This is a genomic window from Kosakonia sp., assembly GCF_032104925.1.
Taxonomy (GTDB): Bacteria; Pseudomonadota; Gammaproteobacteria; order Enterobacterales; family Enterobacteriaceae; genus Kosakonia.
Map to the genome: position 1 here is coordinate 474,045 of NZ_DAMCGF010000002.1, position 21,004 is coordinate 495,048.

At 54.9% G+C, this 21,004-nt stretch carries 19 protein-coding genes; 11 read left to right on the forward strand and 8 right to left on the reverse strand.

Annotation, left to right across the window (positions count from 1 at the left end; all coding sequences use genetic code 11):
* Positions 1-359 precede the first annotated feature (359 nt).
* Entirely contained in the window at positions 360-686 is a 327-nt protein-coding gene (locus tag RT644_RS05300) for a cupin domain-containing protein (protein ID WP_020455070.1), read from the reverse strand.
* A gap of 169 nt (positions 687-855) precedes the next feature.
* Here RT644_RS05300 and RT644_RS05305 point away from each other — a divergent pair, with 169 nt between their 5' ends.
* Positions 856-1,548, forward strand: a complete 693-nt coding sequence (locus RT644_RS05305) for an aspartate/glutamate racemase (RefSeq protein ID WP_020455069.1) — start codon at positions 856-858, stop codon at positions 1,546-1,548.
* Here the strand turns inward: RT644_RS05305 and RT644_RS05310 are convergent.
* On the reverse strand, positions 1,545-2,471 hold the full coding sequence (locus RT644_RS05310; RefSeq protein WP_313626153.1) for a LysR family transcriptional regulator: 927 nt from the start codon (positions 2,469-2,471) through the stop codon (positions 1,545-1,547). The two genes, RT644_RS05305 and RT644_RS05310, sit on opposite strands and share 4 nt — an antisense overlap.
* Positions 2,472-2,593: 122 nt before the next feature.
* Between RT644_RS05310 and lysA the strand changes: the two genes are divergently transcribed.
* Entirely contained in the window at positions 2,594-3,856 is a 1,263-nt protein-coding gene (lysA, locus tag RT644_RS05315) for a diaminopimelate decarboxylase (protein ID WP_313626082.1), read from the forward strand.
* On the opposite strand, the gene RT644_RS05320 is transcribed toward lysA, so the two are convergent.
* The gene (locus tag RT644_RS05320; RefSeq protein ID WP_174240592.1) at positions 3,853-4,857 is read right to left on the reverse strand and encodes a LacI family DNA-binding transcriptional regulator; all 1,005 of its coding nucleotides are present in this window, start codon (positions 4,855-4,857) and stop codon (positions 3,853-3,855) included. The genes lysA and RT644_RS05320 overlap by 4 nt on opposite strands.
* Before the next feature lie 284 nt (positions 4,858-5,141).
* Between RT644_RS05320 and RT644_RS05325 the strand changes: the two genes are divergently transcribed.
* The 5 genes from RT644_RS05325 to RT644_RS05345 are packed head-to-tail and all read left to right on the forward strand — an operon-like array spanning position 5,142 to position 9,523.
* Positions 5,142-6,470 carry a PTS sugar transporter subunit IIC gene (locus tag RT644_RS05325; RefSeq protein WP_017457673.1) on the forward strand — a complete coding sequence of 443 codons (1,329 nt, stop codon included), beginning with the start codon at positions 5,142-5,144 and terminating at the stop codon, positions 6,468-6,470.
* 7 nt (positions 6,471-6,477) lie between these two features.
* Positions 6,478-7,905, forward strand: coding sequence for a glycoside hydrolase family 1 protein (locus tag RT644_RS05330; RefSeq protein ID WP_313626083.1), 1,428 nt, complete (start codon positions 6,478-6,480; stop codon positions 7,903-7,905).
* A 9-nt stretch (positions 7,906-7,914) separates the two neighbouring features.
* Positions 7,915-8,232, forward strand: a complete 318-nt coding sequence (locus RT644_RS05335) for a PTS sugar transporter subunit IIB (protein ID WP_020455064.1) — start codon at positions 7,915-7,917, stop codon at positions 8,230-8,232.
* 56 nt (positions 8,233-8,288) lie between these two features.
* Positions 8,289-9,062 (forward strand): GntR family transcriptional regulator, encoded by a 774-nt coding sequence (locus RT644_RS05340; protein WP_313626084.1) that lies wholly within the window; start codon positions 8,289-8,291, stop codon positions 9,060-9,062.
* On the forward strand, positions 9,059-9,523 hold the full coding sequence (locus RT644_RS05345; RefSeq protein ID WP_269231824.1) for a GNAT family N-acetyltransferase: 465 nt from the start codon (positions 9,059-9,061) through the stop codon (positions 9,521-9,523). Before RT644_RS05340 ends, RT644_RS05345 begins: the two co-directional genes overlap by 4 nt.
* On the opposite strand, the gene galR is transcribed toward RT644_RS05345, so the two are convergent.
* On the reverse strand, positions 9,496-10,500 hold the full coding sequence (galR, locus tag RT644_RS05350; RefSeq protein WP_020455061.1) for an HTH-type transcriptional regulator GalR: 1,005 nt from the start codon (positions 10,498-10,500) through the stop codon (positions 9,496-9,498). The genes RT644_RS05345 and galR overlap by 28 nt on opposite strands.
* A 604-nt stretch (positions 10,501-11,104) precedes the next feature.
* On the opposite strand from galR, the gene aas reads away from it, so the two are divergent.
* Positions 11,105-13,264: a bifunctional acyl-ACP--phospholipid O-acyltransferase/long-chain-fatty-acid--ACP ligase gene (aas, locus tag RT644_RS05355; protein ID WP_313626085.1), complete on the forward strand. Its 2,160-nt coding sequence runs from the start codon at positions 11,105-11,107 to the stop codon at positions 13,262-13,264.
* Positions 13,257-14,450, forward strand: a complete 1,194-nt coding sequence (gene lplT, locus RT644_RS05360; protein ID WP_313626086.1) for a lysophospholipid transporter LplT — start codon at positions 13,257-13,259, stop codon at positions 14,448-14,450. Before aas ends, lplT begins: the two co-directional genes overlap by 8 nt.
* A 3-nt stretch (positions 14,451-14,453) precedes the next feature.
* Here the strand turns inward: lplT and RT644_RS05365 are convergent, their stop codons facing one another.
* The 4 genes from RT644_RS05365 to mutH all read right to left on the reverse strand — a co-directional run bounded on the left by RT644_RS05365 (position 14,454) and on the right by mutH (position 17,463).
* Positions 14,454-15,494, reverse strand: coding sequence for an NADP(H)-dependent aldo-keto reductase (locus RT644_RS05365; RefSeq protein WP_020455058.1), 1,041 nt, complete (start codon positions 15,492-15,494; stop codon positions 14,454-14,456).
* Positions 15,495-15,623: 129 nt separating this feature from the next.
* On the reverse strand, positions 15,624-15,842 hold the full coding sequence (ygdR, locus tag RT644_RS05370) for a lipoprotein YgdR (RefSeq protein WP_007370351.1): 219 nt from the start codon (positions 15,840-15,842) through the stop codon (positions 15,624-15,626).
* A 146-nt stretch (positions 15,843-15,988) separates the two neighbouring features.
* Positions 15,989-16,702 carry a TerC family protein gene (locus RT644_RS05375; protein WP_020455057.1) on the reverse strand — a complete coding sequence of 238 codons (714 nt, stop codon included), beginning with the start codon at positions 16,700-16,702 and terminating at the stop codon, positions 15,989-15,991.
* 65 nt (positions 16,703-16,767) lie between these two features.
* Positions 16,768-17,463, reverse strand: a complete 696-nt coding sequence (gene mutH, locus RT644_RS05380) for a DNA mismatch repair endonuclease MutH (protein ID WP_020455056.1) — start codon at positions 17,461-17,463, stop codon at positions 16,768-16,770.
* A 681-nt stretch (positions 17,464-18,144) separates the two neighbouring features.
* On the opposite strand from mutH, the gene rppH reads away from it, so the two are divergent.
* Complete coding sequence (gene rppH / locus RT644_RS05385; protein ID WP_017457684.1) at positions 18,145-18,675, forward strand: RNA pyrophosphohydrolase; 531 nt, start codon at positions 18,145-18,147, stop codon at positions 18,673-18,675.
* A 12-nt stretch (positions 18,676-18,687) separates the two neighbouring features.
* The gene (gene ptsP / locus RT644_RS05390; protein ID WP_020455054.1) at positions 18,688-20,934 is read left to right on the forward strand and encodes a phosphoenolpyruvate--protein phosphotransferase; all 2,247 of its coding nucleotides are present in this window, start codon (positions 18,688-18,690) and stop codon (positions 20,932-20,934) included.
* Positions 20,935-21,004 lie beyond the last annotated feature (70 nt).

The following is a 21,004-nucleotide window of genomic DNA, read 5'->3' on the forward strand; positions in this document are numbered from 1 at the left end:
CACCGGAAATTACTCACGATATTCCGGGTTTTAAAATCCTGCGAACTTGCGTTCTTGGTTTGTGAAACGTCGTTTTAAAATATTTTATTGTGTTTTGAATTGGCGTCATTCGATTAATTCGTGAAATGTGATCGAAGTCGAAACGATGTTTCAATAAAGTGAGGTGGGTGTCATTTTTGCCGAAAAACAGCGGGTTTAAAGCCAATAAGCGTAAAGATTTAAGTAACAGCCTAAGGTATTAAAAATTGCGAAATGAAATCATTGGAAATTAAAACGATTATCCGGCGAACTATTTTTATTGGCCGGGAAATAAAAACGCCCCCCTAATTATGGGAGGCGTTAACTATTTTAGGGCGCGATCAACGTTTTAAAAAATCTTCACGTACCGGTGTAAAGGTATCGAGCAGCGTTCCGGCTTTTAAACACACACATCCGTGCATAATGTGCGGTTCCTTATAAAGTGTATCGCCTGCGGTGACGATATGTTTCTCATCACCAATGGTAAATTCGAACTCGCCGGATAAAACGTACGTAAGTTGTTCATGAGGATGGTTGTGCATTGGGCCGATGGCGCCTTGTTCGAACATAACTTCGACCGCCATCATTTTGCCGTTATGGGCAAGAATACGGCGGCTGACGCCGTTGCCCAGGTCTTCAAGCTGAGTGTCTTTATGGAAGATAAACATCGGAGTGTCCTGTAGTAGGTATCGTTAGTGGTTACGACAGAGTAAATGATGAAACGTTGTTTCAAAATAACTTATCTCAGCGTTCTATAAAAATAAACGCGAGGCCAGAGAAGTTGAAAGTCGATCACAACTTTGATTGACTGAGCGCTAAACCAGACGGAGACAAGCGATGAAAACGATAGGACTGCTGGGCGGTATGAGCTGGGAATCGACCATTCCTTATTACCGCCTGATTAATGAGGGCGTGAAAGCTCGTCTCGGCGGCTTGCACTCCGCCAGCTTGCTTCTGCACAGCCTGGATTTCCATGAAATTGAGACCTGCCAGGCGACAGCGCAGTGGCACAAAGCCGGTGAGATCTTAGCCCAGGCGGCGGCGGGTCTGGAGCAGGCGGGCGCGCAGGCGATTGTGCTGTGTACCAACACCATGCACAAAGTCGCCGGTCAAATTGAAGAGCGCTGCCATATTCCGTTCCTGCATATTGCCGACGCCACCGGACGGGCGATTCAAAACGCCGGCATGCGCAATGTCGCGCTGCTGGGTACGCGCTACACCATGGAGCAGGATTTTTACCGTGGCCGCCTGGAAAAACAGTTTGGCATCGAAACCTCCGTGCCGGGCCCGGAAGATCGCGAGCGCATCAACGACATCATTTTTAGTGAGCTCTGTCTGGGAACGTTCACCGATGAGTCTCGCTACTATTTTGTTAATTTAATCAAGAAATTGGCTGGCGAAGGCGCGGAAGGGGTGATTTTCGGTTGCACCGAGATCGGCCTGCTGCTGCCGGAAACGCATTGCCCGATTAAGGTGTTTGATACGGCGGCGCTGCATGCTGCCGATGCGGTGGACTTTATGCTCTCTTAACATTCGCCCAGCATGGCAGCCAGCGGTCCGCTCACCAGCGGCATGGCTGCCTGCAAATGGGCGGTAAACGCCTCGACCAGCGCGGAAGCGGGGCGGTGCAGTGGACGGATCAGGCTCACCGTAAACGGCACATCAATACTGAAACGGCGCACGGCGACACCGCTGGCCGCGTAATCCAGCGCGGTCAGCGGGTTCACCACCGAAATGCCCACCCCGGCGCGTACCATCGCGCACACTGAGGCGGCGCTGTGCGTTTCCAGTACCATCCGCCGCTTCACCTGATGTTCATTAAACAGCGCGTCCAGCAACTGTCGGTAGCTGTCGGAGCGCGACAAACTGATGTAATTCTCGCCCTGAAAGTCTGCCGGTGTTAACACGGTTTTGCGCGCCAGCGGGTGATCCTGTGGCATGACGCAGACTTCATTACAGGTGAGCAGCGGCGTGCGCTCGGTGCCCGCCGGGGTGCTGAGCGTTTCGGTTAAGCCCAGATCGTGGCGCTGCGCCGACAGCCACTCCTCCAGCAATGGCGACTCCTGCGGCACGATATTCAGGCTGACATCCGGATAGCGCGCCAGAAACGGTTGCAGCAGCAGCGGTAAAAAAGACTGCGAAAATACCGGCAGGCAGGCGATAGAAAGCTCGCCCTGGCGGAACTCACGCAGGCTTTCGGCGGCGCTGACAATCCGGTCCAGCCCGTACCAGGAGCGCTGCACCTCTTCGAATAACCGCAAGCCTTGCACTGTGGGTTGTAAACGCCCGCGCGTGCGCTCGAACAGTTTCAGCCCCAGCACTTTTTCAAAGCGCGCCAGCTCGCGGCTTACCGTCGGTTGCGAGGTATGCAGCAGTGCGGCGGCCTCCGTCAGATTGCCGGTGGTCATTACAGCGTGAAAGATTTCGATATGGCGCAGATTGACAGCGGGCATCGGCAGATCCAGTTTCAGCAGGTTATCCATATCATTTTTGCATAGAGTCGCGATAAAACGATATTTTTTATTCTCTTCGCGCTGTGGCGTAATCAGTAAAAATTTTGTTGCCCGGAGTCACCATGCCACGCTCATTACACCAGACTGAAACCGACCTTAACGCCGCTAATCTGCTGCGCTTACCTGCTGAATTTGGCTGCCCGGTATGGGTTTATGACGCGCAAATCATTCGCGCGCAAATCGCCAAACTGCGCGCCTTCGACGTGGTGCGCTTTGCGCAAAAAGCCTGCTCGAATATTCATATTTTGCGTCTGATGCGCGAGCAGGGCGTGAAAGTCGATTCCGTTTCGCTCGGTGAGATCGAACGTGCGCTGGCAGCGGGTTACGATCCGCAAACGCACCCGGACGATATCGTTTTTACCGCCGATGTGCTGGACGAGGCGACCATCGCGCGGGTGAGCGAACTGGGTATCGCAGTGAACGCCGGTTCGGTGGATATGCTGGAACAGCTTGGCGCGGTCTCGCCTGGGCATCGCGTCTGGTTACGCGTTAACCCTGGTTTTGGTCATGGTCACAGCCAGAAAACCAACACCGGCGGCGAAAACAGCAAGCATGGCATCTGGTACAGCGATCTGGCCGATGCGCTGGCGGTAATGCAGCGCTACCAGTTGAAACTGGCGGGCATTCATATGCATATCGGTTCCGGCGTGGATTATGGCCATTTGGAACAGGTGTGCGGGGCGATGGTGCGCCAGGTGGTCGATTTCGGCCAGGATCTGCATGCTATTTCCGCGGGCGGTGGTCTTTCGATCCCCTATCACGAAGGGGAGGAGCCGGTGGATACCGCGCATTATTTCGGGTTGTGGAACGCGGCGCGCGAGCAAATCGCCAAACATCTGGGGCATGCGGTGAAACTGGAGATCGAACCGGGGCGCTTCCTGGTGGCGGAATCTGGCGTGCTGGTTTCACAAGTGCGTAGCGTGAAAAACATGGGCAGCCGCCACTTTGTGCTGATCGACGCCGGTTTTAACGATCTGATGCGCCCGGCAATGTACGGCAGCTACCACCACATTACGGCGCTGGCCGCCGACGGCCGCGATCTTCGCCATGCGCCATTGATTGATACCGTGGTTGCCGGCCCGCTGTGCGAATCCGGGGATGTCTTTACCCAGCAGGAGGGCGGGAAAGTGGAAACCCGCGCGTTGCCGGAAGTGAAAGCCGGAGATTATCTGGTGCTGCATGACACCGGCGCGTATGGCGCATCGATGTCATCAAACTACAACAGCCGTCCGCTGCTGCCGGAAGTGTTGTTCGATAACGGCGTCGCGCGGTTGATTCGCCGCCGCCAGACCATCGAAGAACTGATCGGTCTGGAGCAGTTCTAAGCCTTGCTGCCCGGTCCCGCCGCTACCGACTCACGCAAGACCAGTGTGCCGGTAAACGGTGGGATCGCGGCGATCTGTTCGTTGTTCACCAGTTTGATCGCCTGATCAATCGCGGTGGTGATCATGTTGTCGATCGGCAAATAGACCGTCGACAGGCCTGGCTCCAGCCAGCGGGCGCTTGGTGCGTCATCAAAGCCGAACAGCGAAATATCCTGCGGAATACGCAAACCCGCCTGCCAGATGGCCTTTGAGGCACCCAGCGCCATATCGTCGTTACAGGCGAACAGGGCGCTGAATTTCACCCCTTCCTGCAACATCTGCTGGCACAGCTCATACCCGCGCGTCATGGTCGAGTCGCCGTACTTCACTCTGTGCGGATCCCAGGGAATGCCGTGTTTTTCCAGCGCCTTGCGATAGCCCATCAGCCGCGCTTTACCGGTTGGTGTATGGATCGGCGCGGTAATACAGGCAATATCCCGGTGGTGTTGTGTGATCAGGTAATCCACCGCCTGGAACGCCGCGTCCTGCTGCTCGAAGAACACGCATTTGTCATGCGCCTGAAACAGCTCGCGGTTGATGACAATCAGCGGCATTGGCGTGGCGTCAATGAGCGTTAAGATCGCTTTTTCGCTCATAAACCGGGTGTAAAGAATAATGGCGTCGCAACGCCTGTCCGCCAGCATCTGCACCGCCAGCTCTTCCCGTTCGGGCGTATCGTGACCGTCGGTGACAATCAGCTGTTTGCCGTGTAATTCCGCCTGACGCGACGCCTGCTGCAATAAGCGGCCGAAATAGAAACCGTCAAAACTGGACACCACCAAGCCAATGCTGTTGCTGGTGCGGTTTGCCAGCGAGCGGGCAAGAAAGTTGGGGCGATAATCCAGCTCCTCCATCGCCTTAAAAACCTGATTGCGGGTGCTCTCTTTGACCTGACCCGTACCATTCAACACGCGGGAAACCGTTGCTTTCGAAACGCCCGCGCGCAGTGAGACATCCAGCATTGTGACCATGACGAGTTCTCGTTTCGCGTAATGAAACGCAGTTTACCACACTCATTTCACGGGTTAAGGCCAGCGGTAACGGTTTGCGCTAAGTGTTGGAAATCCCTGCGAAGCGCAAGGTGGTATGCCAATGTTGTCATCCGTCTCGTTTTGGAATACCAGTAAGCGGGTTGCGAGTCTCGTCACAGAACTTTCCGCCACGCATCGCTATTTTTGGTATGCCAAATGGGACTGTGCTGTATCCCTGCATCGATAAAAAAGCCCCTTTACTGAGGTGTTAACTCATGGCCCTACAAGAAAAGCTCATCGATTCTCTGGGTAGTTTTGCGACAAAGTTCAACAGCTATCGCTATATCATGGCGATCAAAGCCTCGTTCATTACCCTGATGCCGGTGATCATCGTCGGCGCATTCTCCGTCCTGATCTCCAACATGGTGCTGGATCCGAAAAACGGCCTCGCCAGCTTCCAGTCACTCTCATTCCTTGCCGCGCTAAAGCCGATCACCAGCGCGATTAACTACGCCACGCTCAACTTTCTCAACATTGGCGCGGTGTTCTTAATCGGTATTGAACTGGGGCGTATCAACGGCATTAAGACGCTGTTTCCTGGTTTGCTGGCGGTAATCTGCTTTATCTGCGTCACACCAACCACCGTGGAAATGCTGGTAGACGGGCAAATGCACGTAGTGAAAGACGTGCTGCTGCGCCAGTTCTCCGATACCCGTAGCCTGTTCCTCGGCATGTTTATCGCTATTTTGTCGGTGGAAATTTACTGCTGGCTGGAGAACCGCGACGGGCTGAAGATCAAAATGCCGGACACCGTGCCGCCTAACGTCTCCGCGTCGTTTTCCGCGCTAATCCCGGCGATCATCACCACCACCGTGATTGCCACCTTCGGTTTTGTTTTCCACCAGGTGACCGGCATGTACCTGTATGACGCCGTTTACCAAGTAGTGCAGCAGCCGCTGGAGCGCGTGGTACAAAGCCTGCCGGGCATTTTATTGCTGATGTTTGTGGCGCAACTGTTCTGGGTGATCGGTATTCACGGCAACCAGATGATTAAGCCTATCCGCGAACCGCTGCTGCTGGGCGCGATCACCGTCAATATGAGCGCCTTTGAGCAGGGCAAAGAGGTGCCGAACATCATCACCATGCCGTTCTGGGATGTTTATATGAGTATCGGCGGCTCGGGTTTAACCATCGGTCTGCTGATCGCGGTGATGATCGCTACCAAACGCAAAGAGATGAAAGAGATCGCCAAACTCTCTATCGGGCCGGGGGTATTTAATATTAACGAGCCGGTGATTTTCGGTATGCCGATCATGCTCAACCCGATCCTCGCGATCCCGTTCATCATCACTCCGCTGGTGACCGGCTCGATCGGTTATTTCGCCACGGTGACCGGTTTTGCCGGCAAAGCGGTGGTGATGGTGCCATGGACGACGCCGCCGTTGATCAACGCCTGGCTGTCGACTGCCGGTTCAATGGGCGCGGTAGTGACGCAGCTTATCTGCATTATCACCTCCGTCATTATCTATCTGCCGTTTGTGAAAATTGCTTCTCGCCGCGCCGAACAAGCGCAACTGCAAGCCGAAGCGACGAACAACGCCTGAGGATGTAATGAGCACGAAAACAATTGCGATACCGCCGTCGTTTATTCTGGGTGCGGCGGCCTCAGCCTGGCAAACCGAAGGCTGGACAGACAAGCGGGAGGGCCAGGATTCCTGGCCCGATCTCTGGTACAAAAACGATCGTCACGTCTGGCACGACGGCTACGGTCCGGCGGTGGCGACCAACTTTTACCAGCGCTTTCGTGAAGATGTGCAACTGATGAAACAGGCGGGGCTAACCCACTATCGCACCTCGATCAACTGGTCACGCTTTCTCACCGATTATGAAAACGGCGTGGTCGATGAACGCTATGCCGCCTATTACGACGGACTGTTTGACGAGATGCAGCGCCACGGCATTGTGCCGATGATCTGCCTGGAACATTACGAACTGCCGGGTTATTTGTTGGAAACCTACGGCGGCTGGGCGTCAAAAAAAGTGGTTGAGCTGTACCTGTTGTATGTCGAAAAAGTGTTCGAGCGCTTTCATCAAAAAGTGACCCGCTGGTTCACCTTCAACGAGCCAATTGTGGTGCAAACCCGTGTCTACCTTGACGCGCTGCGCTGGCCTTATGAGCAGAACACCGGTACCTGGATGCAGTGGAATCACCACAAAAACCTGGCCACCGCGAAAGTGGTGAAACTGTTTCGTGAGAAGGGTTATCAGGGCACCGTGGGCTGTATTCTCAACCCGGAGGTCACCTATCCGCGCTCGTGCGCACCGCACGATGTGCTGGCCGCCGAATGCTACGATCTCTTTTATAACCGTGTTTTTCTTGATCCGATGGTGAAAGGTCACTATCCACCGGAGTTGTTCCCGTTGCTGGAAAAACACCAGGTCACGTGGGATTACAGCGAGGAAGAGCTGGCGATCATCCGCGATAACACTGTCGATGAGCTGGGCATTAACCTTTACTACCCGCACCGGGTAAAAGCGCCTTCCCGTGCCTGGCACCCGGAGACACCTTTCCACCCGGCGTACTACTACGAGCCGTTTGAGTTGCCGGGCAGAAAAATGAACAAATCTCGCGGCTGGGAGATCCTGCCGGAGATCATTTATGACATGGCGATGCGCATCAAAAACGACTACGGCAACATTCCGTGGTTTGTTGCCGAAAGTGGCATGGGCATTGAGAACGAAGGGCAGTTTCGCAATGCGGCGGGCACCATTGAGGACGATTACCGCATTGATTTTATTGCCGCGCATTTATACCAGACGCTGCGCGCCAGAGAAGCGGGCGCGAACTGCCAGGGTTACATGTTGTGGGCGTTTACCGATAACGTCTCGCCAATGAATGCGTTTAAAAACCGCTATGGCCTGATTGAGATTGACCTGCAAAACAACCGCGACCGCAGGCCGAAAAAGTCTGCCGGCTGGTTTCGCAAGCTGCGCGATGAACGCCAGCTTACCCTGACTATTGATGACGAATGGAAATAAGGAGCCACCATGAAACGTATTGTGTTGTGCTGCTCCGCCGGGATGTCCACATCGCTGGTGGTGACCAAAATGGAAAAAGCGGCGGCCGAGCGCGGTCTTGAGCTGAAGATCTACGCCATTGCCGAGCAATCCCTGCGCGACGAGCTGCAAAGTTATGCCACCGAGATAACTGCCGTGCTGCTGGGGCCGCAGGTGCGCTTTAAGCTGGCGGAAAATAAAAAGTTAACTGACGAATACGGCATTCCGATTGATGTGATCGATTCGGTGGCTTATGGCACCTTAAACGGCGCGAAAGTTCTCGATCAGGCGCTGGCTTTGGTAAGATAGCGCCGACAGGCCGGGGCGCCCGGCCTGCGCGATAACTCAGACTTGCAGGTGATATTGTGGAGAAGGCCGTCGTCCCGCCGGAAAAAAAACAGTACCAGGAGATTGGCGAAGATTTACGCGAGCAGATAATCCAGGGGCATTACCCCGTGGGTTCCCGTCTGCCGCCGGAGCGCAATATCGCCGAAAAATATGGCGTTAGCCGCACCATCGTGCGTGAAGCGCTGTTGATGCTTGAACTGCAAGGCACGGTAGATATTCGCCAGGGCTCCGGCGTCTATGTGATGCGTATTCCGCAGGAGCACGAGAACGAAGAGGAGCGCTTTCTGAGTAGCGATGTTGGCCCCTTTGAGATCTTACAGGCGCGCCAGCTACTGGAGAGCAATATCGCTGCCTTTGCCGCCAAAATGGCGACGCGCGCGGATATCGATAATCTTCGGCGCATTCTTGAGCAAGAGCAGCGCGCCATCGCGATGAACGACACCTCGCAGGACAACAGCAAAATGTTCCACCTGGTGCTGGCGGGCGCATCGCAAAACCAGATGCTGCTGGCGACGGTGGAGAGTATCTGGCACCACATGGACAGCAGCCCGCTGTGGCAACAATTCAACGTGCATATTGCCAGCCGGCCCTATCGCCTGAAATGGTTAGGCGACCGGCAGACCCTGCTGGCGGCGCTACGTCGCCGCGATGTGATGGGTGCCTGGCAGGCGATGTGGCAGCATCTGGAAAATGTCAAAAAGAGTCTGCTGGAGCTTTCCGATGAGGATGCGCCTGACTTTGACGGCTACCTGTTTGAATCAGTGCCGATTTTTCAGGGAAAGATCTTATGAAGATTATTCCCCTTTACGACGCGCCACACTTTGCAGAGCAGGTGGTGGACTGGTTATGGCGTGAGTTTGGCGACTCGCTGCCGCGTGATTTCTTCGCCTCTATTATCACGCACAGCCAGACGCCCGGGCAGTTGCCGCTGACGTTTGTTCTGGTTGATGGGGAGCAATTGTTGGGCACCGTTGGGCTGTGGCGCTGCGATTTAATCAGCCGCCAGGATCTGTTCCCGTGGCTGGCGGCGCTGTATGTGAAAGAGAGTGCTCGTGGGCAGGGGTTGGCCGGGCAGTTACAGCGCCATGTTATCGAGCAGGCGAAAGCGATGGGTTTTCAGGAGCTGCATCTTTATTCGGCGTGTCGCGATTTTTATGAGCGTTTTGGCTGGCACTATATTGGCGACGGTCTCGACTATCCGGACAAGACCGTGCACCTCTATCGCTACTCTTGCGGCGCAATCACCGAATGACGACGCACCAGCGTTGGGTTAAACAGGTGCGTGATTTCCGGCAGCGGGCGGTTTTCCGCCAGCGCCAGCGCCAGCTCGGCGGCCTGTGTTGCCATGGTGACAATCGGGTAGCGCACGGTGGTTAAGCGCGGGCGGACATAGCGCGACACCAGCACATCATCGAAACCAATCAGGGAAATCTCACGCGGCACCTCAATGCCGTTGTCATTCAGCACGCCCATAGCACCTGCGGCCATCGAATCGTTATAACAGGCGACGGCGGTAAAGTTACGCCCGCGACCGAGCAGCTCGGTCATCGCCTGTTCGCCGCCGCTCTCATCCGGCTCGGCAAACGTCACCAGCCGGTCGTTGCAGGGCAAACCGTTCTCTTTCAGCGCATCGTAATAGCCCTGCAAGCGATCTTCCGCATCAGAGATTGCGTGGTTGGAGCAGAGGTAACCAATTTTCGTGTGGCCTTGCTGGATCAAATGGCGCGTAGCCAGCCAGGCACCATAACGGTCATCCAGCGCCACACAGCGTTGTTCAAACCCCGGCAAAATGCGGTTGATTAACACCATGCCCGGCATCTGTTTCATCAGCGAGGCGAGTTCATCGTCAGGAAGGGTTTTGGCGTGAACGACCAGCGCTGCGCAACGGTGGCGAATCAGTTGCTCAATGGCTTTGCGCTCTTTTTCTTCGTTATGGTAGCCGTTGCCAATCAGCAGGAAATTCCCGGTAGCCGAGGCGACTTGCTCGACAGCCTTTACCATCGCGCCGAAGAAGGGATCGGACACGTCGCCCACCACCAGACCTACGGTTTCGGTGGACTGCTGCGCCAGCGCGCGGGCATTGGCATTCGGGTGATAATTGAGCGCATCCATTGCGCTTTGCACCGCCAGGCGCGAGGACTCGCTCGCTTTTGGCGAGTCGTTAATCACGCGGGAAACCGTTGCGACCGAAACTCCTGCCAGCCGCGCGACATCTTTGATAGTCGCCATTACGCACCTTCCTTTGGGTAAGCGTTTACACGCTGCATAGTGTTACGGAAAAGAGATGTGTAATCAAGGAAGCTACCCGGCAGGTGTCTGCAAACGTGAGCTGACGCGAAGGAAATCAGTGAAACCGTTACACGCGGGAAATTGCAAAGTAATTCAGGCACAACCTTTAGTTACACTTTGCGAAGGGCTGTTTCGATTGTCCGCTGGTGGCAGATATCCCCCCGTGACAGAGTAGAACTCCCAGAGGTATTGATAGGTGAACGCGGCCCCCAGGGTTGCACACTCGAATTACACCAACCTGCGCAGATGCGCAGGTTTTTTTTTACCTTAAGTCTGTAACAGTAATCGCTAATGGACACACCTCGTTTCACTTCGGCTCACTCTCTTGCTTTTTCCCGCTGGTGAGGCGCGGTGCCGCACGCGACAATCAAGGTCCCAGAGGTATTGATTGGTGATTTATTCGGTACGCTTTTCGTACTCATTTCTTGCACCAACCTGCGCGGACGCGCAGGTTTTTTTTCGCCCGCGTTTTAACCCGCCGCACTTCTCATGTAATCTGCCACAATTTGATAACGTCCTTAATTTACTGGCAAAAGGAGTTGAAATGCTACTGGGCTTTTTCCGCGGCCTGTTCCGTGTGTTGTTTCGCGTACAACTGACCGGCAACACGCAGGCGCTGCACGGCGAACGTGTGCTTATTACCCCTAACCATGTCTCTTTTATTGATGGCATTTTGCTGGCGTTGTTTCTGCCAGTACGCCCGGTTTTCGCGGTCTACACCTCCATCAGCACCCAGTGGTACATGCGCTGGATAAGCTCAATTATTGATTTTGTCCCGCTGGACCCGACCAAGCCGATGTCGATTAAACACCTGGTTCGGCTGGTGGAACAGGGGCGTCCGGTGGTAATTTTCCCGGAAGGGCGCATTTCGGTTTCCGGATCATTGATGAAAATTTACGACGGTGCGGGGTTCGTGGCGGCAAAATCGGGCGCGACGGTGGTTCCACTGCGTATCGATGGCGCGGAGCTAACCTACTTCAGCCGCCTGAAAGGGCTGGTAAAACAGCGCCTGTTCCCGCGCATTACCTTGCATATTCTGCCGCCAACAAATCTGCCGATGCCGGATGCGCCGCGTGCGCGTGACCGTCGCAAGCTGGCGGGCGAAATGCTGCATCAAATCATGATGGAAGCGCGCATGGCCGTGCGTCCGCGCGAAACCCTGTTCGAAGCGTTGCTTTCTGCGCAGTATCGCTATGGCGCCAATAAGCACTGTGTTGAAGACATCAATTTCACCCCGGATAGCTACCGCAAGCTGCTGACTAAATCGCTGTTTGTTGCCCGTATTCTGGATAAATACAGCGCGCCGGGCGAGAAAATCGGCCTGATGCTGCCAAACGCCGGGATCAGCGCGGCGGTGATTTTCGGCGCGATTGCGCGTGCGCGCATCCCGGCGATGATGAACTACACCGCCGGTGTCAAAGGGTTGAGTAGTGCGATTACGGCGGCGCAGATCAAAACCATCTTCACATCCCGTACGTTTATGGATAAAGGCAAGCTGTGGCACCTGCCGGAGCAGCTCACGCAGGTGCGCTGGGTGTACCTGGAAGATCTGAAAGGCGATGTCACCTGGGAAGACAAACTGTGGATTTTCCGCCATCTGCTGACGCCATTAAAAGCGCAGCTGCCGCAAAAACCGGAAGACCCGGCGCTGATCCTCTTCACCTCCGGTTCTGAGGGCAATCCGAAGGGGGTGGTGCATAGCCATAAAAGCCTGCTGGCGAACGTTGAGCAGATCAAAACCATCGCGGATTTCACCGCCAACGACCGCTTTATGTCGGCGCTGCCGCTGTTCCACTCGTTTGGCTTAACGGTGGGGTTACTCACTCCGTTATTCACCGGCGCGGAGGTGTTTCTTTACCCGAGCCCGCTGCACTACCGCATTGTTCCTGAACTGGTGTATGACCGTAACTGCACCGTGCTGTTTGGCACCTCGACGTTCCTTGGTAACTATGCACGTTTCGCCAACCCGTATGATTTCTTCCGCTTGCGCTATGTGGTTGCCGGTGCTGAAAAATTGCAGGACAGTACCCGTCAGTTGTGGCAGGACAAATTCGGCCTGCGCATTCTCGAAGGTTACGGCGTGACCGAGTGCGCGCCAGTGGTTTCCATTAACGTGCCGATGGCGGCAAAACCCGGCACTGTCGGGCGGATCTTACCGGGGATGGATGCGCGTTTAATGGCGGTACCGGGCATTGAAGACGGCGGCCGCCTGCAATTAAAAGGACCCAACGTGATGACCGGCTATCTGCGGGTGGAAAACCCTGGCGTGCTGGAAGCGCCAGCCGCGGAAAATATCAATGGCGACATGGAAGCGGGCTGGTATGACACCGGCGATATCGTGCGTTTTGATGAGCAGGGCTTTGTGCAGATTCAGGGACGGGCGAAGCGTTTTGCCAAAATCGCCGGGGAGATGATCTCGCTGGAGATTGTCGAACAACTGGCGCTGGCGGTGTCGCCGGAGAAACTGCACGCCACGGTGGTTAAGAGCGATGTCAGCAAAGGCGAGGCGCTGGTGATGTTCACTACCGACAGCGAACTGACGCGCGATAAGCTGCAACAGCAGGCGCGGGCGCAGGGCGTGCCGGAGCTTGCCGTGCCGCGCGATATTCGCTTCCTGAAACAACTGCCGGTGCTGGGCAGCGGCAAACCTGATTTTGTGACCCTGAAAAGCATGATTGAAGAGGCGGAATCGACACATGCATGAGTCAGTAAGCACTAACTCCTCGCTGTGGTCGCGCGGGATGATGGCGGTGATTGCCGCGCAATTTCTCTCGGCGTTTGGCGACAACGCGCTGCTGTTCGCCACGCTGGCGCTGCTGAAAGCGGAGTTTTATCCCGACTGGAGCCAGCCGATTTTGCAGATGGTGTTTGTGGGCGCTTACATTCTTTTCGCGCCCTTTGTCGGGCAGGTCGCCGACAGCTTCGCCAAGGGGCGGGTGATGATGTTTGCCAACGGCCTGAAACTGATTGGCGCGGCGAGTATTTGCGTCGGCATCAATCCTTTTATTGGCTATTTGCTGGTAGGTGTGGGCGCGGCAGCCTATTCCCCGGCGAAGTACGGCATCCTTGGCGAAATCACGACCGGCGATAAGCTGGTGAAAGCGAACGGTCTGATGGAGTCGTCGACCATTGCCGCCATTTTACTCGGCTCGATGGCTGGCGGTGTGCTGGCCGATTGGCATGTGCTGGCGGCGCTTGCTGTTTGTGCGCTGGTGTATGCCGGAGCGGTGATCGCCAATCTGCTGATCCCGAAGTTGCCTGCTGCGCGTCCGGGGCAATCCTGGCGCTTTACACCGATGACATCCAGCTTCTTCAACGCTTGTAAAAGCCTGTGGCGCAACGGTGAAACGCGCTTCTCACTGGTCGGCACCAGCCTGTTCTGGGGCGCGGGCGTGACGCTGCGTTTCCTGTTGGTGCTGTGGGTGCCGGTGGCGCTCGGGATCACCGATAACGCGACACCAACGTATCTTAACGCGATGGTCGCCGTGGGGATTGTTGCCGGTGCCGGGCTGGCGGCGAAGCTGGTGACGCTGGAAACCGTGGCGCGATGTATGCCTGCCGGCATTCTCATTGGCGTGGCGGTGGTGCTGTTTTCCTTGCAACACGCGTTACTGCCAGCCTACGGCGTACTGATGTTGATCGGCATGTTGGGCGGTTTCTTTGTGGTGCCGCTGAATGCGCTGTTGCAAGCGATTGGCAAAGAATCCGTTGGCGCGGGTAATGCGATTGCGGTGCAGAACCTCGGCGAAAACATGGCCATGCTGCTGATGCTCGGTCTGTATTCGCTGACGGTGAAAGCGGGTGTGCCGGTAATTGGCACCGGCGTTGGCTTTGGCGTGATTTTTGCGCTGGCGATTGCGGCGCTGTGGATCTGGCAGCGCCGCCGTTAACCGTTACGGTGCGGGGTAGGTGTAAACCTGATGCACCGCTTCGATCTCAGCCAGCACCTCTGCGCTGAGATCGAGATGCAAACTTTCCACGTTGGTTTTCAGTTGCTCCATCGTCGTCGCGCCCAGCAGGGTGCTGGCGACGAAGGGCTGACGCCGCACGAAAGCCAGCGCCATTTGCGCCGGATCGAGATTGTGGCGCTTCGCAATATCCACATACGCCGCGACCGCTTTTTGCGCCTGCTCACCGCTGTAACGCGTAAAGCGGCTAAACAGCGTGTTGCGCGCGCCAGCGGGTTTCGCTCCGTTGAGATATTTGCCGGTTAGCGTCCCAAACGCCAGGCAAGAGTATGCGAGCAGCTCGACGCCTTCATACTGGCTCACTTCCGCCAGACCCACTTCAAAGCTGCGGTTTAACAGGCTGTACGGGTTCTGAATTGTCACGATGCGTGGCAGTTCATGCTTCTCGGCCAGTTGCAGATAACGCATCACGCCAAACGCCGTTTCGTTGGAAACGCCGATATAGCGGATTTTCCCGGCGCGCTGGCACTCGGTCAGCGCCTCCAGTGTTTCCAGTAGCGTCACGACCGGCGCGCTATCAACCCAACTGTAACCCAGCTTGCCAAAGCAGTTGGTCGGGCGCTGGGGCCAGTGTACCTGGTAAAGATCGAGATAATCGGTTTGCAGGCGCTTTAAGCTATCGTCCAGTGCCACGCGGATGTTTTTGCGATCCAGTGCCTGGTTCGGGCGAATACCGCTGTCATTGTTGCGGCTTGGGCCGCTGACTTTGGAGGCGATAACCAGTTTTTCACGGTTACCGCGTTTCGCCAGCCAGTTGCCGACATAGGTTTCCGTCAAACCCTGCGTTTCCGGACGTGGCGGAACAGGGTACATCTCTGCAACGTCAATCAGGTTGATGCCCTGGCTGACGGCGTAATCGAGCTGTGCATGGGCGTCGGCTTCGCTGTTTTGTTCACCAAACGTCATAGTGCCCAGCCCCAGGGTGCTTATTTCAAGCGAACTGTGGGGGATACGGTGATACTGCATAGCCGGCTTCCTTAAAAGTACAACGTCAGTTGACCTGACAAAGGAATATAAACATGGCAGAGGGGAGGAAAAAGGGAAAGAGAAAAATCAAATAAAGGCCAGCAGGTAACTGACCTTTATAGCAATTTCTTAGCGTTCAATAATCTGGGATACATCATCGCGGTTAATCTGCATCTTATTGCCCTGCTGATCGCGGTAGCTGACCAGCCCGGTATCATCGTCAATTTCCGGTTTACCGTCGGTCAGGATCATCCTGCCGTCTTTTGTCGCCATCACGTAATCACTGCTGCATCCGGAAACGGCGAAAGCCAACCCCACTGCGGAAATAATCACTGCCCATTTCTTCATCATTCTGATCCTCTGGTGGCATGCGTCTGACAACAAGTTTAGTAATAACTTGCTGTCTGGAGACGAAAAAGCAGGATAATCTGAAAAAAGTTGTTAAAGGCAGATCAAAGATAAAAAACGCTTCCCCGGTTGAGGAAGCGTTTTGTTTACAGCGGATTCTTCTTATTTCGCATCAGGTTGAGCGTTTCAACCGCGATGGAGAAGAACATGGCGAAGTAGATGTAACCTTTCGGCACATGAATGGAGACGCTTTCCAGAATCAGCGTAAAGCCAACGAGGATCAAAAACGACAGCGCCAGCATTTTGACCGACGGGTGGCGGTCAACAAACTCGCCAATCGGACGCGCGGCAAACATCATCACGCCAACGGCGATAACCACTGCCGCCATCATAATAAACAGATGATCGGACAGCCCCACCGCGGTGATCACCGAGTCGAGACTGAAGATAATATCCAGCAGCATAATCTGCACAATCGCGCCAAAGAACGAATGCACATTGGTCTTCAATCCTTCCTCTTCGCCTTCGATCGATTCGTGGATCTCTTTACTCGCTTTCCAGATAAGGAACAGACCGCCGAGGAACAAGATCAAATCGCGGGCCGAAACGCTGTGATCAAACACGCTGAACAGCGGGTGTGTCAGTCTTGTCACCCAGGCGATAGACGCCAGCAGCAACAGTCGCATGATCATCGCCGCAGCCAGACCTAGCCGACGAGCGTGATTACGCTGCGCGGTAGGCAGTTTCGCGACCACCAGAGAGAGGAAAATAATATTGTCGATCCCTAAAACGATCTCCAGCAGCGTCAGCGTACCGAGCGCGAGCCAGGCGTTGGGATCGGTTATCCATGCAAATAACATCTCTATAAAGTCCTGCCAAAAAAAGAAGCGCTAATTATAAGCGTCGCTGTGGAGTAGGCAAAAAATTAATAGGGTGAGAGCAAAAAATGGCGCGCCAGCAGTGCGCCGGTGAAGTTCTTTTTCAGGTAAAAACCGCGCGGCAGCGTGAGAATGGTTTCGCCATGTTCGCCAATGGCTTCGGTTAGCGCTTTACTGTTGGCCGCCTTCGGGCGCAGTTGCAGCACTTCGCCGTGACGGGCGGTAATGCGGGTGACCTGGCCTAACACAATCAAGTCCATCAACTCTTCCCAGTCGAGCCGTAACTGCTGTTCTTCTTCTGCATTGGGACTCCAGAGCAACGGCGAACCGACGCGGCGATCCGCGACCGGGATCTCGCGTGAACCTTCAATCGGAATCCATAAGACGCGCTTGAGCTTATGCCGCACATGGCTGGTTTCCCACACGACACCGCTGTTGCCGGTAAGAGGGGCCACGCAAACAAACGTGGTCTCCAGCGGGCGTCCCTGGTTATCCACCGGTATGGTTTTTAGCTCAACGCCCAGCGCGGCAAAATCCTGCTCGGGTTTACTGCCTGCGCTGGCGCCGAGCCACAGCTCCAGCAGAACACCCGTCCAGCCTTTATCACGCTTTAAATCGCGCGGAACGGGCAAGCCTGCCAGCGTGGCCAGTTCGCCGAGCGTGTAGCCCGCCAGGCGCTGCGCCTGGGCCAGTAATTGCGCTTCTGATTCAGGCGGTGAAGTGAAAGGAGCCAACGCGAACATGTTAAAAACCTTTTGTCTAAAAAATAACCGCTAGTTTTGCACCGTAGCCAGGCAGTGTACCTTTTTCTGTCCTGTGTGAGCAAGCAGATGATTTATAAAGGAATTTAACGAGGGTTTTGATGAGTTGCGCAACTGTGCGCCGGGTTTTCCAAATCTGGTCACTGACAATAAACAGGATCTTACACCATGTTATCCACAGAAAAGTGGGATAACTGGGGAAAAGTGCCACTACTGTTTCGATTTACAGCCTTGACGTGCGATGAAAATCGAAATTCTGCACAAAATGTGCCTAACTTATTGGCATAATCTGTGGATAAATTCGGCTCTGTTCGATCTTTCATCAGCGCCAGGATCCTTAAGGTGATGATCGTCACATTATGGGGCTGTTATCGGTTGAAAAGCTATTTAACTGCATGAATTGCTGTATGTTATTTCTTTGATGTAAATCGGGGCTATTCAGACTGTTCCGGGTTTTCCCTGGGTAATTCCATACTTTTTCACAACTCTATCCACAGAAAAGGTGAATAAAAACCGTCGTCAGCATCGCTTTCTGTTTATAACTTTGATGATTACTGTGAGTTATTCAAATGTTATTCGTTCGTATCCCTGTCATAGAGTGGTTTACCGTTTTCCGGGAGTGTGAAACAATCGCTTTATTCAGACTTTTTTTGAGGTAGTCCGGTGATTGATGACGATGGCTACCGCCCAAATGTGGGAATCGTAATCTGTAATCGACAAGGTCAGGTCATGTGGGCCAGACGCTTTGGACAGCACTCATGGCAGTTCCCCCAGGGGGGGATTAACCCTGGCGAGTCCCCGGAACAAGCAATGTACCGGGAACTGTTCGAGGAAGTGGGCTTAAGTCGTAAAGATGTTCGTATCCTTGCTTCTACGCGTAACTGGTTGCGTTACAAGTTACCGAAACGTTTGGTGCGTTGGGACACAAAGCCGGTTTGTATCGGCCAGAAACAAAAATGGTTTCTTTTGCAGTTGATAGGTAACGATAGTGAGATCAACATGCAGACCAGTAGTACGCCCGAATTTGATGGCTGGCGTTGGGTGAGCTACTGGTATCCTGTTCGCCAGGTAGTGTCGTTTAAACGCGATGTCTACCGGCGGGTGATGAAAGAGTTTGCAAGCGCGGTGATGTCGCTTCAGGAAACGCCTCCGAAGCCGCAAAGCGCGCCTGCCTGGCGACGTAAACGAGGTTAAGCCACCCATATTATGCTCACCCGACTGCGAGAAATAGTTGAGAAAGTCGCCAGCGCGCCACGCCTTAATGAAGCGCTGGAAATATTGGTTACCGACGTTTGTCTGGCGATGGAAACCGAAGTGTGCTCGGTCTATCTCGCAGATCACGACCGGCGTTGTTATTACCTGATGGCGACGCGCGGTTTAAAAAAGCCGCGTGGTCGCACTGTCACGCTCGCATTCGATCAGGGGATTGTCGGTCTGGTAGGCAGGCTGGCGGAACCCATCAACCTGGCGGATGCACAAAAACACCCCAGTTTTAAATATATTCCCGCTGTAAAAGAAGAGCGCTTTCGCGCTTTTCTTGGCGTACCTATTATTCAGCGCCGTCAGTTGCTTGGCGTGCTGGTGGTACAACAGCGTGAGCTACGCCAGTACGATGAAAGCGAAGAGTCCTTTCTGGTTACGCTCGCCACCCAGATGGCGGCCATTCTCTCCCAGTCACAATTAAACGCGCTGTTTGGTCAGTATCGGCAGACGCGAATTCGCGCCTTACCGGCAGCACCTGGTGTTGCTATCGCTGAAGGTTGGGTTGACGAAACGCTGCCGTTAATGGAGCAGGTTTATCCGGCTTCGACGCTTGATACCTCGCTTGAGCGCGAAAGGCTCACGGCGGCTCTGGAAGAGGCCGCCAACGAATTTCGCCGTTACAGCAAACGTTTCGCCGCCGGGGCGCAAAAAGAGACGGCAGCAATTTTCGACCTCTATTCGCACCTGCTTTCCGACGCGCGCCTGCGCCGTGATCTGTTTGAGGAAGTCGATAGAGGCGTGGTGGCGGAATGGGCGGTCAAAACGGTTATTGAACGTTTTGCCGAACAGTTCGCTGCGCTCAGCGATGGCTACCTGAAAGAGCGTTCAGGGGATTTGCGCACGCTGGGCCAGCGTTTGTTATTCCACCTCGATGACTCTATTTCGGGGCCAAACAGCTGGCCGGAGCGCTTTATCCTGGTTGCCGAGGAACTCTCCGCCACCACACTTGCAGAGCTGCCGCACGACAGGCTGGCGGGCGTGGTGGTGCGCGATGGCGCGTCAAACTCGCATGCGGCAATTATGGTGCGTGCGCTTGGCATCCCGACGGTAATGGGGGCAGATATCCAGCCCGCCGTGCTGCAACGTCGCATGTTGGTGGTGGACGGTTATCGCGGCGAGTTGTTGGTGGATCCTGAACCGGTGCTGTTGCAGGAATACCAGCGCCTTATCAGTGAAGAGAATGAACTCAGCCGCCTTGCCGAAGATGATGTGAACCTGGCCGCGCAGCTTAAAAGCGGCGAGCGGGTGAAGGTGATGCTGAACGCGGGTTTAAGCCCGGAACATGAAGAGAAACTGGGTAGCCGCATTGACGGTATTGGGCTTTATCGCACCGAAATCCCGTTTATGTTGCAAAGTGGTTTCCCGTCCGAAGAGGAACAGGTGGCGCAATACCAGGGCATGTTGCAGATGTTTAACGACAAGCCCGTGACGCTGCGTACGCTGGATGTCGGCGCGGATAAGCAACTGCCCTATATGCCCATCAGCGAAGAGAACCCCTGCCTTGGCTGGCGCGGTATTCGGATTACCCTCGACCAGCCGGAAATCTTCCTGGTGCAGGTGCGCGCCATGCTGCGTGCCAATGCGGCTACCGGGAATCTCAGCATTCTGTTGCCGATGATCACCAGCATCGACGAAATCGATGAAGCGCGCAGACTGATTGAACGCGCCGGTCGTGAAGTCGAAGAGATGATTGGTTACGCCATTCCTAAACCGCGTATCGGGGTGATGCTGGAAGTGCCGTCAATGGTGTTTATGTTGTCGCACCTGGCGAACCGCGTCGATTTTATCTCGGTTGGCACCAACGACCTGACGCAATACATCCTGGCCGTCGATCGTAACAATACCCGTGTAGCAAATATGTACGACAGCTTGCACCCGGCGGTGCTGCGGGCGCTGGCGATGATTGCCAGTGAAGCAGAACGCTTAGGCATTGATATCCGTTTGTGCGGCGAAATGGCCGGTGATCCGATGTGCGTCGCCGTGCTTATTGGTCTGGGATACCGCCATCTTTCCATGAACGGACGCTCAGTGGCGCGCATTAAATATTTGCTGCGGCGCATTGACTGTGAAGAGGCGCAAACGCTGGCGAGACGTACGCTGGATGCGCAACTGGCGACAGAAGTGCGTCATCAAATTGCCGCATTTATGGAACGGCGTGGGCTGGGCGGTCTGATTCGCGGCGGAATTTAGCTGGCTCAGGGATATACATAACTTTTACAACTTCGCCGCCACCCGCTCGCGGTGCCTTATGCTATGATTC